This window comes from Streptomyces sp. NPDC057271, assembly GCF_042668715.1.
In the GTDB taxonomy this organism is placed as follows: domain Bacteria; phylum Actinomycetota; class Actinomycetes; order Streptomycetales; family Streptomycetaceae; genus Streptomyces.
The window spans coordinates 83,215-97,368 of record NZ_JBHUYJ010000018.1 but is presented as its reverse complement, the minus strand read 5'-3'; the positions used below and the strand labels follow the sequence as shown (position 1 = coordinate 97,368).

General features: G+C 71.0%; 12 protein-coding genes. 9 read left to right on the top strand and 3 right to left on the bottom strand.

Annotated elements, in window-relative coordinates:
• A partial coding sequence (locus ACFUJR_RS12010) for a helix-turn-helix domain-containing protein (protein ID WP_383450351.1) occupies window positions 1-315 on the bottom strand: 315 nt, incomplete at its 3' end.
• Window positions 316-976: 661 nt separating this feature from the next.
• Window positions 977-1,537, bottom strand: a complete 561-nt coding sequence (locus ACFUJR_RS12005) for a hypothetical protein (RefSeq protein WP_383170424.1) — start codon at window positions 1,535-1,537, stop codon at window positions 977-979.
• A gap of 236 nt (window positions 1,538-1,773) precedes the next feature.
• Between ACFUJR_RS12005 and ACFUJR_RS12000 the strand changes: the two genes are divergently transcribed.
• The 3 genes from ACFUJR_RS12000 to ACFUJR_RS11990 all read left to right on the top strand — a co-directional run bounded on the left by ACFUJR_RS12000 (window position 1,774) and on the right by ACFUJR_RS11990 (window position 5,201).
• Window positions 1,774-2,193: a hypothetical protein gene (locus tag ACFUJR_RS12000; protein ID WP_383170426.1), complete on the top strand. Its 420-nt coding sequence runs from the start codon at window positions 1,774-1,776 to the stop codon at window positions 2,191-2,193.
• A gap of 66 nt (window positions 2,194-2,259) precedes the next feature.
• Window positions 2,260-2,919, top strand: coding sequence for an ABC transporter ATP-binding protein (locus ACFUJR_RS11995; RefSeq protein WP_383170427.1), 660 nt, complete (start codon window positions 2,260-2,262; stop codon window positions 2,917-2,919).
• The gene (locus ACFUJR_RS11990; protein WP_383450348.1) at window positions 2,916-5,201 is read left to right on the top strand and encodes an FtsX-like permease family protein; all 2,286 of its coding nucleotides are present in this window, start codon (window positions 2,916-2,918) and stop codon (window positions 5,199-5,201) included. The genes ACFUJR_RS11995 and ACFUJR_RS11990 overlap by 4 nt, the downstream gene beginning before the upstream one ends.
• A 135-nt stretch (window positions 5,202-5,336) precedes the next feature.
• On the opposite strand, the gene ACFUJR_RS11985 is transcribed toward ACFUJR_RS11990, so the two are convergent.
• On the bottom strand, window positions 5,337-6,527 hold the full coding sequence (locus ACFUJR_RS11985; RefSeq protein WP_383170429.1) for an MDR family MFS transporter: 1,191 nt from the start codon (window positions 6,525-6,527) through the stop codon (window positions 5,337-5,339).
• Window positions 6,528-6,598: 71 nt separating this feature from the next.
• Here ACFUJR_RS11985 and ACFUJR_RS11980 point away from each other — a divergent pair, with 71 nt between their 5' ends.
• From ACFUJR_RS11980 to ACFUJR_RS11955, 6 genes are all read left to right on the top strand, one after another.
• Window positions 6,599-7,630, top strand: a complete 1,032-nt coding sequence (locus tag ACFUJR_RS11980) for a DUF5937 family protein (protein WP_383170431.1) — start codon at window positions 6,599-6,601, stop codon at window positions 7,628-7,630.
• Entirely contained in the window at window positions 7,627-8,523 is an 897-nt protein-coding gene (locus ACFUJR_RS11975; protein ID WP_383170433.1) for an alpha/beta fold hydrolase, read from the top strand. The genes ACFUJR_RS11980 and ACFUJR_RS11975 overlap by 4 nt, the downstream gene beginning before the upstream one ends.
• A 62-nt stretch (window positions 8,524-8,585) precedes the next feature.
• Window positions 8,586-9,641: an aldo/keto reductase gene (locus ACFUJR_RS11970; RefSeq protein WP_383170435.1), complete on the top strand. Its 1,056-nt coding sequence runs from the start codon at window positions 8,586-8,588 to the stop codon at window positions 9,639-9,641.
• A 492-nt stretch (window positions 9,642-10,133) separates the two neighbouring features.
• Entirely contained in the window at window positions 10,134-10,559 is a 426-nt protein-coding gene (locus ACFUJR_RS11965; RefSeq protein ID WP_383170437.1) for a YciI family protein, read from the top strand.
• Window positions 10,560-10,561: 2 nt separating this feature from the next.
• Window positions 10,562-11,770, top strand: a complete 1,209-nt coding sequence (locus ACFUJR_RS11960) for an RNA polymerase sigma factor (RefSeq protein WP_383170439.1) — start codon at window positions 10,562-10,564, stop codon at window positions 11,768-11,770.
• A gap of 165 nt (window positions 11,771-11,935) precedes the next feature.
• The gene (locus ACFUJR_RS11955) at window positions 11,936-13,999 is read left to right on the top strand and encodes a TerD family protein (protein WP_383170441.1); all 2,064 of its coding nucleotides are present in this window, start codon (window positions 11,936-11,938) and stop codon (window positions 13,997-13,999) included.
• Window positions 14,000-14,154 lie beyond the last annotated feature (155 nt).

Here is a 14,154-nt window from a genome sequence, read left to right as displayed (position 1 = left end):
GAAGCGTGGGTACTTGGCCCGCTTGCCGAAGAAGTTGGTGAACGCCACCTGGAGGTGCCGCAGGCACTGCTGGAGCGGGACAGAGGAGACCTCGCCGAGATAGGCCAGTTCCTCGGTCTTCTTCCACACGGTCAGCATGGCCGAGGTCTGGTTGTAGTTGACCCGCTCCTGCCTGGTCCATGCCTCCGTACGGGCGGCGAGCGCCAGGTTGTAGACCTTGCGAACACAGCCGAAGGTACGCGACAGCTCGGCTGCCTGCGTATCCGTCGGATAGAAGCGGTACTTGAACGCCCGCTTCACGTGAGTCGTGGCCACAGCTCACAAACTAGCGAGGCCACAGGTAAAGATCAAACCTACGGGTCAGGGCCCGGTCTTTCGCCCTGGGAGCGAAACCCCGCTCACTGCCCCGCTCCGCAGGGGTTTCGTTTCCTCCCCCACCTGAAGGTGGGCGTATCCACGAAAGGACTCAGATGAAGCTGGACGCCCCGGGTGCTCCGCAACACCGGAGGGTCGGTGACGGTACCGATGCGCGAGGTGAGTTCGCCGAGTTGGTAGAGGATCATCCGGCCGGTGGGGCGGACCCGGCGGTTGTCCAGGTAGAGGCCGACCATGGTCTGCTGGGGGCCGAGAGCCCGTCTGACCTGTCGCTCGATCAGGCAGAACACTCGCACCGCCCGGGCACAGCCCATCGACGATCCCCGCCACATCCAGCTGGCGCAGAAACTCGGCAGCGACAGGCAGAGCGCCCAGACACTTCTCCACCACGGACGTCACCGCGCACTCGAAGCGCTGGCGCTGGCGCTGGCGCTGGGACCGTGGGGGCCGTGGCCGTGGGGGACCGTGGCCGCGGCCGTGGGGGACCGTGGCCGCGGGGACCGGGAAGTCATCGACACACCCAGCCCAATGCCACGCCACCAGTCCCGGACCCCACCACGACAACCGGATGATCCGAATCAACGCCCTGCGAAGTACGGGGCTAGACGGGGCAGGGACGGTACTCGAGACTCAGCTCGCGGTCGACCGCGTAGCTGGTGCGCATCGACGCGTCGATGACCTGCTGCCAGGAGCCGTACTTGACGTACAGCTGGTCCGCGGTGGGGCCGAGGGGGTTGCCGTACTTGGCCGTGTTCCGCTCCTCCAGGATGCGGACCTCGTCCTCGGTCATGCCGGCGCGGGTGATCGCCTTGGCCTGGTTGCGCATGTCGACCAGCTCGCGGGCGATCTCCTCGTCCGAGGCCCCCGCCTCACGCATGCCGGCCTCGGTGCGGTGCATGTCCTCCAGGAGTTCGTGGTACCGCATCCGGGTCCGCTGGGCCTCCACCTTCTCGTCCATCGGCAGGACACGGATCCGGCACACGACCGGGTCGGTGCTGGGACAGGGGTCGTCGGCGGCGGCGGGGCGGGCGAGCGGGGCCGTGATGACCGACCCGCAGGCCTCTGCGACGGCGGCCACGGAGGAGGCGGTCGTGGCCATCAACGCGACGGCGGCCACGAGGGGAAGGAGGGCACGGCGGGGCAGGGATGTGGGAATGCGCATGGGCGCATCCTTGGTCCCGGAACGCCGCCGCCTCACGCCGCCACACCGATGATCACCCCTACGGGGCAGGGCGCCTGGGAGTGCGAGCGGCCGACGGGGCGAGGGACGGACTCATGTGGTGATGTCACCGGTTCGGGGGGTCCGCAGCGGCAGAGACGTTACGCCCGCGCGTGCGCTGCGTGATCACTGAAACACTCTGCGCAACACCCGGTGAGGGTGCTCAAGATGGAGGAAACGTGCGGAAGTTGATGACGACGGCGGTTGCGGCGGGGCTGTTCTTGGGCGGGGCGGGGGTTGCGGTTGCGGATGGGTGGAAGAAGCTCCCGGTGATGAACACCGACGGCGTAATCGCCAAGGGCGACTACAAGTGGGAGCCCAGGGGCCACAACCGCGGTGGGTTCCACTTCGACGTGAAGCTCAAGGACGAGGAGCCCAATGACGGCCACAACGTCTACGTGGAGACTCGGGTCGAGGGCTACAGCTGGAGCCGCCTCTACGGAGTGCAGAGGAAGACCGTCACTCTGAAGAAGGTGATCTACGACGGAGCCGCCCAGGTCACGGACGAGGCATGGATCCGCGCCTGTCGTGACCGTGGATCCCTGCGCCCGGACAACTGTTCCGACACCGTGTACCGCGAGCGTCCGAGGCAGCGGTAGTCGCAGGCACGACGGTTCTGGGGGCTGCCTACGTGCGGCCCCCGCAGCAAGGGAGTTCGCACCACGATGGACGCCATTCTCCGCGCCGAGGGCGTGGATCTCTTCTACGGAACGCAGAAGGCCGTCAGCGGCGCGGACTTCTCGCTCAGGCGTGGGGAGGTGACGGCCATCATGGGGAGCAGTGGATCCGGAAAGTCGTCGCTGCTGTACTGCCTGGCCGGGGTGTTGGCACCGACGAACGGCTCTGTCTCCTTCGACGGAACCGCCTTCTCTACGCTCTCCGACGACGATCTGAGCACGCTGCGGCGGGAGCGGTTCGGCTTCGTCTTCCAGTACGGTGAACTGCTGCCAGAGCTGACGGTCGAGGAGAACGCCGCCCTGCCACTGCGACTCGCCGGCCAGCGCAAGGCGCCCGCGCATGCGGCAGCCGGGGAGGTCCTCGGGCGGCTCGGGATGACCGAACTGCTGCAACGCAGAACCTCCCAGCTCTCCGGCGGACAGAGCCAGCGGGTCGCCGTCGCACGGGCTCTCGTCCACCGGCCGGACGTCGTCTTCGCCGACGAGCCGACCGGCGCGCTCGACAGCGTCAACGCCTCTGCCGTACTGGAAGAGTTCCTACGGCTCGCACGGGATCAGGGCACCGCCGTCGTGATCGTCACGCACGACGCGACGGTGGCCGAGCACGCAGACAGCCGGTACACGATGACCGACGGGATCCTGAAGTGAACCCCTTCCTGCTCGGCATGCTGCTGGTATGGCGCGGTGGACGCAGGGGCCGGGCCCGGTTTCTCCTGATGACGTTCGGCTGCTCGCTCGGCGTGGCCTGCCTTGCCGCCGTGCTCACGATTCCGGGGATCCTCGCCGCCCACGATGCGCGGTCCGCCGCCCGTGAGCCGCAGACCAACTACGAACTGAATGAGGGCTGGTCGACCTCAGACACGATCGCACGCAGCCACCAGGACGCCTACGGCTCCCAGCCGCTCCGCCGCGTGTTCATCGCCCGCGCGGTCTCCGGCCCGGCGCCCGTCCCCCCGGGCCTCGACAGACTACCCGCCGCCGGAGAAGTAATCGTCTCGCCCCGGTTGCGCGAGGTCTTGGCCGAGTCGCCTGGCGTCGCCGGGCTCCTGCCCGGCAAGGTGACTGGCACGATCGGTCCGGAGGGGCTGGCCGGAGCCGACGAGTTGTACGCCTACGTGGGAACTTCCCATGGCCAGCTCCCGAGTGACGAACGTCTGCGGCGCGTGGACTACTTCGGATCTCAGTACGCGATCACCGAAGTGGTCGAAGAATCCACGCTGGACATCCTGCGGTTCACGCTCGCCTGTGTGGTCCTACTTCCCCTCGCCGTATTCCTGTCGGTATGCGCCCGGCTCTCGGCCGAGTCGCGTGCCCGCCGACTCGCAGCGCTGCGATTGGTGGGGATGAGTATCAGGGACACACTGCGGGTCAACGCCGGCGAGACGGTCTCAGCCGCCTCCCTTGGGGCACTGGTCGGCGTTGGCGGCTACCTGGTCGTCAACGAGATCATGTCGAGGATCGGTCTACCTGGTCTCCACTGGTATCCCGCCGACGGCCGCCCCGAGGCCACCACCCTCGTCGCGTGCCTGATCCTCTGCCCGGCGCTCGCCTGGTTCGTTGGGCAGCGCAGCGCTCGTACAGCAGCACGCAGTCCACTCAACGTCCGTCGCACCGCCGAGCGCACACAGCCCAAAATGTTCGGAAGCCTTCTCCTTGTTCCGGGACTCGGCGTCATTGGCGGGTACTGCGCCCTCAGTGTGCTGGGGAGAGACCCCTCCGGCGGCTCCGCCAACACCATCCTTATCCCTGGCGCGGTGCTGCTGACCGGAGCTGGGCTGGTCTTCGGCCTGCCGCCGATCACCTCGTGGTTGGCCCGTCGGCTCGCCCGAACGACTCAGTCGCTCTCGCTGGCGCTCGCAATGCGTCGCGCAGAGGTTGAGCCTGGCGCCTCGCTGCGTGTCGTCACAGGTCTCGTGCTGCTCGTCTACGCCACCTCGCTCACACAAGGCGTGCTCGTGGAAATCGGCCAGGTGAGCCGTAACACTTCGCCCGTCCAGGAGTACGACATCAGCCTGGCCGACCTGACCCCTCAGCAGCGGGAGAGGCTGGCGCAAGTGGAAGGGGTCACGGGCTATGGCATCAGGACACCTTCATGGACCCCTCCCGACGAGGCGTCCCACCCTGATATCGACGTGACCATTGCCACCTGCGCTCAACTCGCAGCCTTCAGCAAGTCGTCCCGGGGCTGTGTGGAGGGCAAGATCCTCCGCCTCGCCCGTCCGGACATCCCTCCGGATGAGGACGCTACGCCAGGCAGCAGTTTCCCGATTCTCCTTGACAACGGTCAGAAGTTCTCCGTCGCACTCCCTCGTGAGCTGCTCACCGCTGCCACGTACGCGTCCTACGACCTGAGTGCTGGGGAGGTACTCGTCCCGCCCTCATTCCTTCCCGTCGGCACGCTTCCTGCAGAGGGGCATCTCGTGCTCGCCTCCGCCTCCGACCCTCAGACCGTCCGCACCGTCCTAGACGGCATCGGCACCATCGCCCCCCTCGCGCGCGTCCAACCCGTCGGCATCGTCATCACCTCCCTCGCCCAACTCACCGTCATCCGCAGCCTCCTCGCCGCCGGCATGGTCCTCGGCCTCGTCATCAGCGTCGCCGCCTTCGTCGTGTCCGTCGCTGATCGGGCCATGGAGCGGCGGGCGCAGGTCGCCGCGCTCGCGTTGCTCGGGGCCCGGGCGGCGACCTTGCGGGTCGTGCAGTGTGCGCAGGTCGTGCTGCCGCTGGCCCTGGGGCTCGGGGCCGCCGTGGTCACCGGGTGGCTCGCCGAGTCGAGTTATCTGATCACCGGGGGTGGGGCCGTGCACTGGGACTGGAGTGGGCTGCCCCTGCTCCTCGTCTGCTGTCTCGGCGTGCTCGTCGCCGCCGCGGTCGCCTCCCTGCCCCTCGTGCGGCGTCACGTAGACCCCGAGCACATCCGGCGCGACTGACCGGCCGGCGGCGGTCCGGGGCGCCCTCTCCCCCGCCCCCGGACCTGCCCCGGCCCCCCATACCCGCCCCGCACCCGCGCCCGGACCACCTACCGAACCCGCCCCGGACCCGCCCCCCATACCCGCCCCCGGCCCTCACGCCGCCAGTGCGTGTGCCGTTCGGCGCGTGACCCGGCTCGTCAGGGCCAGGGTCGCCGTCGCCGCTGTCAGGCCGCCTGCCAGGGCCGTCCACCAGAGGGTCGACGGGCCCAGGCCCGTGTAGAGCGTGACGCCCACGGTGAGGGCCGTGAAGCGGGCGACGCCCCAGGTCCAGCTGAAAGCCCCCTGGTAGCGGCCGCGGGCGTGGGGCGGCGCCAGGTTGGCGACGACCGTCGCCGCGATGCCCGCGACCACGACCTCCCCCAGCGACCAGACCACCACCGACACCGTGAAGCCCACGATCCCGTCCGCGAGGCCCGTCAACGCCACGCCGACCGCGATCAGGACGCTGCCCGCGGCCTGCACCCACAACTGGGGCAGGCGGGTCAGCCTCGCCGTGACGAAGGGCTGGAGCGCGACCACCAGGATGGCGTTGACCGCCGCCATCGCCCCGTACACCGCCGGCGACAGACCGCTGTCCTGGACGGCGAGCGGCAGGGCCACCTCCGTCAGGGAGTAGACGAAGAGCTGGATCCCGAAGAGCGGGAGCAGTGCCAGGGCCAGGCGGTCCCGGAACACCACTCCGTAGCCGATGCCGTCCCCCGCGCCGCGTGCCGCCTCCGTGCGTCGCGGCTCCTTCAGGCGCGTCGCCACCACCACCGCGTAGATCAGCATCGTCCCCGCGTCCACCGCGAACAGCAGCCAGTAGCCCTCCGCCGCCAGGAAGCCGCCGAGGACGCCGGCCACCGCCGTACCGATGTTCACGCCCCAGCCGAACAGGGCGTACGCGCGCTGCCTGCGATCCGCGTCGACCGCGTCGGCCATCAGCGCGTACGCCGCCGGGCCGACCAGTGCCCCCATCGCACTGATCAGCAGCGCCGCCGCCGCCATCGTCCACACGCCCGGCGCCACGAACAGCGCGCCCTGCGCCGCCGCCGAGCCGATGAGACCGAGCAGCATCGTGGGGCGGCGGCCCACGCGGTCGGCGAGCACGCCGCCCACCGCCGGGCCGAGGAGGTTGCCCGCGCCCAGGGCGCCGAGGACGTACGTCGTCTCCGGGCCCGTGACGTCGCGCGCGGCGAGGAAGAAGACGAGGAAGGGGGTGACCATGAAGCCGAGGCGGTTGACGACCGTCCCGGCGAAGAGGGTCCACACGGTGGGCGGGAGTCCGCGGAAGGAGGAGAGCATGCGAGGACCATGCGCCCGGGACACCCGACCCCACCATTGATTAAGCTCAGGCCGAATCCACTGTGGGATACATGGGATACAAGGGGGCGCTCGTGGAGTCAGGGCTCAGTTTCTCGGCGGCGGATCTGGCCCAGACCCGGTTCGCCGTCTCCCCCATGTGGGAGGTCGTCACCAGCTTCCGGCTGCTCCGCGAAGCCGACGACCCGCCCCTGCACCGGCGTTGGGCCGCTCAGGTACGGCCCCGGGTCAGCGGTGCGGGTCTCGACCGCGGCTGGCTCGCCGAGTTGATCCCCGGGCACGGCTACCTCGCCGACTTCCTCAACCCGACCCCTTCCGCCCCCTTCCCCAGCCTCGCCGTCGAACTCGACGCCATCCGCGCCTCCACGCCCGAGCAGGTGCGCAAGGACGTGGACGTCCTCCACACGAAGGAGCCGGACGGCACCGGACGCCGCCCCTCCCCCCGTATGCGACTGCTACGCGAGGCCCCCGAGGAGGCCCTGGAGAAGGTCGTCGCCGAGATCGAGGCGTACTGGGAACTCGCCCTCGCCCCCTACTGGGCCCGCATCCGCCGGCTCCTCGAAGCCGACGTCTTCCACCGCGCCCGGCAGGTCGCCGAGCACGGCTCGGCGCGCGTCCTGAGCGAACTGCACGAGACCGTACGGTGGGACGACGGCACCCTGCACCTGGTCCGCCGCCACTGCGCGCTGACCCGCGACAAGGCGGGCTCCGGGCTGCTGCTCGTCCCCTCGGCCTTCGCCTGGCCTCGCGTCCTGACCCGCGCGGTGACACCCGAACCGCCCCAACTCGCCTATCCCGCACGCGGCATCGGCAACCTCTGGGAGCCGCGCGCGTCCGCCTCGACCGATGCCGTCGCCGCCGTACTCGGCCGCTCCCGCACCCTGCTCCTCACCGAACTCGACACCCCGGCCTCCACCACGTGGCTCGCCGCCCACTGCGGTCTGTCGGCCGCCGCCGTCTCCCAGCACCTCACCGCGCTGCGCGACGCGGGCCTCGTCACCGCGCACCGCAGCGGCCGCTCCGTCCTCTACGCCCGCACCTCGGTCGCGGACGCCCTGCTCTCCCCCTCGGAGGAACTCGTATGACCCGGTCCTGGTCCGAGCGTGTCGTCATACGCGACGGTGTACGGCTCACCTGCCGGGACTGGAACGGCGGTGCGGGCGACGACGACGGGACCTCGCCTGCCGTCGTCCTGCTGCACGGGCTCGCCGGACACGCCGGCGAGTGGGACGCCACCGCCGTACGGCTCCGGGCCGAAGGCCACCGGGTCGTCGCCGTCGACCAGCGCGGGCACGGCCTCAGCGAGCGCCTCCCGCAGGACACCTCACGGGCCGCGTACGTCGCCGACGCCGTCGCCGTCATCAAGGAACTCGCCCTTCCCCGGCCCGTGCTGATCGGACAGTCGCTCGGCGGGCACGCCGCCATGCTCACCGCCGCCGCCCGCCCCGGCCTGCTGAGCGGCGTGGTGCTCGTGGAGGCCGGGGCCGCGCAGGCGGACCCGGGCGTTGCCGACGACATCGGCGCGTGGCTGAAGTCCTGGCCGGTGCCGTTCCCCACGCGGAAGGCGGCCGCGCGCTTCCTGGGCGGCGGCCCCGTGGGCGAGGGGTGGGCGGCCGGGCTTGAGGAACGGGACGGCGGCGGGCTGTGGCCGCGGTTCGACCCCGGGGTCCTGGTGCGCTCGCTCGCCGAGAACGCCACCCGGGCCTGGTGGGAGGAGTGGGCGGCGATCGACTGCCCGAAGCTCATGGTGATCGCCCAGAACGGGATCGTCACGGCGGACGAGTTCGACGCCATGGTCCGCGAGCGCCCCGACACCTGGACCGCGAGCGTCCCGGCCACGGGGCACGACGTCCATCTGGAGCGGCCCGACGCACTCCACCAGCTGCTCGTGGCATTCCTCGGCGACCTGGAGCGCGCGGACGCCCTGGACGGTGCCGCCGGAACCGGCCCTTGCGCTGGAGTCCACTCCAGCTTCTAGAGTGCGTCGCGCGAAGCGGCCGGGCCCACAGAGCCCGCACGCCCAACGGGGAGATGAGAAGCATGCGTTATCGCGTACTCGGCGGAACCGGCATGGAAGTCAGCGCGTACTGCCTCGGCACGATGATGTTCGGTGCCGTCGGCAATCCCGACCACGCGGACTCCGTACGGGTCATCCACGCCGCGCTCGACCAGGGCATCAACTTCGTGGACACCGCCGACATGTACTCGACCGGCGAGTCCGAGGAGATCGTCGGCAAGGCGCTGCGCGACCCGCGCCGCCGCGCCGAGACCGTCCTCGCGACCAAGGGGTACTTCCCGATGGGCGAGGGACCGGCCCGCGGCGGGCTCTCCCGGCGCTGGCTCACCCGCGCGGTCGAGGACAGCCTGACGCGGCTCGGCACCGACTGGATCGACCTCTACCAGGTCCACCGGCCCGACCACCGTACGGACATCGAGGAGACGCTCTCCGTCCTCGGCGACCTCCAGGCCCAGGGCAAGATCCGGGCGTTCGGCTGCTCCACCTTCCCCGCCGAGGAGATCGTCGAGGCGCACGCCGTCGCCGAGCGCCGCGGCCTGCGCCGCTTCCGTACCGAGCAGCCGCCGTACTCGCTGCTCGCGCGCGGCGTGGAGGCCTCGGTGCTGCCGGTGGCGCGGCGGTACGGGATGGGTGTGCTGACCTGGAGCCCGCTGGCCTCCGGGTTCCTCTCCGGGAAGTACCGCAAGGGCCGGCCGGTCGACCTGACCGGCGGGCGTCCCGCGCTCACCCCGCACCGCTTCGACCCGGAACTCCCCGGCAACGCAGCCAAGTTCGACGCCGTCGAGCAACTGGTCGCGCTGGCCGCGGAGATCGGCTGCTCGCTGCCCGAGCTGGCCCTCGCGTTCGTGACGGCGCACCCGGCGGTGACGTCCGTGATCATCGGGCCCCGGACGGGGGAACAGCTGGAGGGGCTGCTGAAGGGCGCGTCGCTCGTCCTCGACGACGAGGTCCTCGACCGGATCGACGAGATCGTCCCGCCGGGGACGGACCTCTACCGGGCGGACGGCGCCTGGCAGCCGGAGTCCCTGACGGACGTGTCGCTGCGGCGCAGGCCGACGGCGGACCGCGCGGCGGGCTGACAGGACGGGCCGACGCGACGGGCCGACGCAAGGGGCTTACGCGACGGGCCGACACGATGAGCTGACCCGACGGGCCGACTCGACGGGCCGACGCGAGGGGCTTACGCGACGGGTCGACGCGAGCCCGTCGCGCCGTAGGGCGACCGTGCCGGAGCCGCACATGCGCCGCCGTATCGACGCATACGGACGCCGTGCCCGCCTCGCCCCTGCGCCACCGGCCGGCTGGGGAACGTCCCGGGGGCGTCCTGGTGACGCCCCGGTTCCGGACGCCGCCGGAACGGGGGCTCGCGGGCACGCCTCAGCCCGTGCACACCGGCGTCCCGCGTACCCCCCGGTGCGTCCCACCCGGCGTCCCGTGGTTCCCCCGGGTGGAATCCCGAAGAAACCCCCTCCGGCTCCCGGCGAGGTGTCGAGAATCGGCACACGGCTCCGACGTCCCCTGTGAAAGGCATCCGGGAACGGGTGAAGCCACCACCTCCGAAGGAGAACGTCATGAAGTACCTCGTCATGGTGCAGGGGTCCCAGGCCGACTACGACACGATGAGCGGCAAGCGCACCGGGCAGGGCCCCGCGTGGAGCGAGCAGGACATGAAGGCGATGTTCGAGCACATGGAGTCGATCAACAACGACCTCGCGGAGTCGGGCGAGCTGGTCGACGCGCAGGGGCTCGTCGAGCCGGCCAGGACCCGGTTCGTCTCCGTCGACAAGGCCGGGCAGCCGGTGATCACCGACGGGCCGTACAGCGAGACGAAGGAGCTGCTCGCCGGCTACTGGGTCCTCGACTGCGCGAGCCTGGAGCGGGTCACGGAGATCGCGGCGCGTGTCGCGCGGTGCCCGCAGCCCGCCGGTGCGCCGGAGTACCCGGTGGTGATCCGCCAGATCGACGAGCGGTCCGAGTCCGAGATGCTCGCCGGCTGAGCGTGGACGAGAAGGAGACGGTCGAGGACCTGCTGCGCCGGCACGCGCCGCAGGTCCTCGGCGCGCTCGTACGCCGGTACGGGAACTTCGACGCCGCCGAGGACGCCGTGCAGGAGGCTCTGCTGGCCGCGGCCCGGCAGTGGCCGGAGTCCGGGACCCCCGCGAATCCGCGCGGCTGGCTCATCCGGGTGGCCTCGCGGCGGCTGACGGACCAGCTGCGTGCGGACGAGGCGCGGGCCCGGCGGGAGGAGACAGCGGCGCGTCTGGAACCCCGCGAGAGCCGGGCCGCGCCTTCCGACGACGACACCCTGACGCTGCTCTTCCTCTGCTGCGACCCCGCGCTCGCGCCGGCCGCCCGGATCGCGCTGACGCTGCGCGCGGTCGGCGGTCTCACGACGGCGGAGATCGCCCGGGCCCATCTCGTACCGGAGGCGACGATCGCGCAGCGGATCAGCCGGGCGAAGGCGAAGCTGCGCGACCACGCCTTCCGTCCGCCCGGCCCCGACGACCGGGACGCGCGCCTGGCCACGGTCCTGCAGGTGCTGTACCTGATCTTCAACGAGGGTTACACCGCCACCTCCGGCGCCGCCCTCCGCCGGGCCGACCTGGCCCAGGAGGCGATCCGGCTGACCCGGGCCGTCCGCAGGCTGCTCCCCCGCGAGGCCACGGTGACCGGCCTCCTTGCCCTGATGCTCCTCACGGAGGCCCGCAGCGCCGCCCGCACGGGAGCGCACGGCGAGCTGGTCCCGCTCGACGAGCAGGACCGGTCGCTCTGGGACAGGGCCGCGATCGCCGAGGGCACCGCCCTGGTGGAGGAGGCCCTGACCGAGGGCCCGCCGGGGCCGTACCAGCTCCAGGCGGCGATCTCCGCGCTCCACGACGAGGCCCGCGTCCCCGAGGACACGGACTGGCCGCAGATCCTCGCCCTGTACGACGTCCTGGTCGCCGACTGGCCCGATCCGATGGCCGAACTCGGCCGCGTGGTCGCCGTCGCGATGGCCCACGGCCCGGAGGCGGGCCTCACCGAACTCTCCGCCCTGGAACCCCGCCTGAAGGACCATCACCGACTCTGGGCGGTCCGCGCGCACCTCCTCGACCGCACGGGCGCGACCGAAGCCGCCCGCGCCGCCTACGAGCAGGCCGCCGCCCTCACCCTCAGCCTCCCGGAACGCCACTACCTCCGCACCAAGGCCGCCCGCCTCGGCCGATGAGTGTGGACTCGGCCGTTCGTTTCGTGAATATGCACTGAATTTCACGTCTCGTCCTCATACTCCGGCCTCGAAGGCTACGGTTCCCCATGGGGCGTACATCCGGAACCAGATCCTTCGCGACCGTTCGCACTCTCCGACGACGGCCGCGTGTCCGTGGGGGGACATATGCGCGAGATGTCCAAGGGAGCCAATGTCGGGCTGGCCTCGCTGAGCGAGGACGCCAGCTCCGTGTTCGTGGGCCTGAGTTGGAGCAGCGCGGCGGGGGACGGCGACGCGGACGTGTCCGTCCTGCTTCTCGACAGCGGTGGCAAGGTTCGCAGCGATGCCGACTTCTACTTCTACAACCACCCCGCCGCCGCCGACGGCAGCGTACAGCTCCTGGGCAAGACACCGACGGAGAACGGCAGCGAGGACCGCATCGGCCTGGACCTCACCGCCGTACCCCCGGATGTGACGAGTATCGTCGTCGCGGCGAGTCAGTACGGCGCGACGACCTTCGGGGCCCTCGACGACCTCCGGATGACTGTCTCCGACCGGTCGGGCGAACCCCTCCTCGGCTTCTCCATCACGGACGCCACGGTCGAGACCGCGTTCATCTTCGGCGAGCTGTACCGGCGCAACGAGGAATGGAAGTTCCGCGCCGTAGGACAGGGTTACGAGACCGGACTGGCCGGTCTCGCCACCGACTTCGGCATCGATGTCGTCGACGACGAAGAGGCGGATGGTACGGACCCCGGCGCACAGGGCACCGAACCGTCGATGGCCGTGGAACCTGCGGCCGAACGCCCGCTCGACGCTGTTCCGGCGCAGCCCGCACCGAGGACCGACCGCACCGGCCCGGCACCGGAGGCCGCCACGACGACGCCTGCGCCTGTCCGCGGACGCCGTGGCCCGCGTACGGCCAAGAAGAAGGTCACCCTCCCCAGGGCGGCCAGGAAGTCCCTCGCGGAGAGCGACTCCTGGAAGCCGGCGCGCCTCTTCCCCGTCCCGTCGTACAAGAGCGACAGGGAACGGGAGGTGCGGGCGACCTCGGTGCTCCTCTCGGTGATGGCGGAGGTCCCGGAATTCGGGCGTCGACTCACGGCCGGGTTCGGCGCCCCGGCCGGGCGGATGCAGACGTTCTCCGAGGTCTCCCTCCCTCACGGCGACAGCCCCAAGCGGCCCGACGGGGTGATCAGGGTGGAGCGGGCCGGCAAGCTCTGGACCGCTCTCGTCGAGACGAAGACCAACGGAAATCCGCTGAAGGCGGAACAGGTCCAGAACTACATGGACATCGCGACCCGACGGGGCTACGAAGCGGTCATCACGCTCTCCAACGACGTGGCTCTGGAAGGCAGCCCGCTCGTCGACGTCAAGATCGACGGACGACGCAAGCACAAGGTCGCGCTCTGGCACCTCTCCTGGGCCGAAGTGGCCCATCAGGCCCAGATGCTGATCCGGCACGAGGGCGTCGGCAATGCCGCGCACGCCTGGCTGCTGGAGGAACTGCTGCACTACCTCCAGCACGAGAACTCGGGCTGCCACGGCTTCCAGAACATGGGGCCCTCGTGGGTCCCCGTGCGCAACGGAATCGACGCCGAGACGCTCTGCCGGGGCGACCGACAGGCAGTCGAGGTCGTCGAGAGCTGGGAGCGGCTGATCCGTCAGGTCTGCCTGCGCCTCGGGGGTGAGCTCGGGCAGAAGGCCCTGCCGGTCCAGCGGGCCAAGCGCGGCACGGACCCGACGTCGCGACGTGTGGAACTCGCGGACCGGCTGTGCGAGGAGGGCCGCCTGTCCGCGGAGGTACGAGTGGACGGGACGCATGGCATCGTCGCGATCACCGCGGATCTGCGGACGGGGAAGCTGCGCGCGTCGGTGGACCTTCCGGCACCGGAGAGCGGCTACCCGCTCACGATCGCCAAGCGGCTCGTCCGCGTTCTGGCCGAGGCTCCCGCCGACCTCCACGTCCAGACGCTCGTGGACGGCGGGAACGGGCCTCGCGGCACACTGGAGCGCTTGCGGCCCGAACCCGGAGACCTGCTGCCGAAGGACGGAGCCCCGATCTCAGGGTTCCGGCTCACGCTCTTCAAGGGCATGGGCGGCAGCCGCGGCAGCACGGAGTCGGGCTTCATCCGCAGTGTCGACGACGCCGTCGACCGCTTCTACGGGACGGTCGTCACGCACCTCGGCCAGTTCGAGCGCCGCGCACCCCGCCAACGGTCCGGCGTGGAGCAGCCGGCCGCCCTGTGAGCTGAGTTCCACCGCGCCACGCGCGCTCGCCGCCGTCAGGGCAGGGTGCCGCCGCGACGGCCGCCGAAAGCCGCCAGGCCTGGTACACGAGCAGTCCGCGGGGCCAGGCCGGTCAGGATCAGGGATCCGGCGGCGAGGCGGACCTGCCGTTCCAT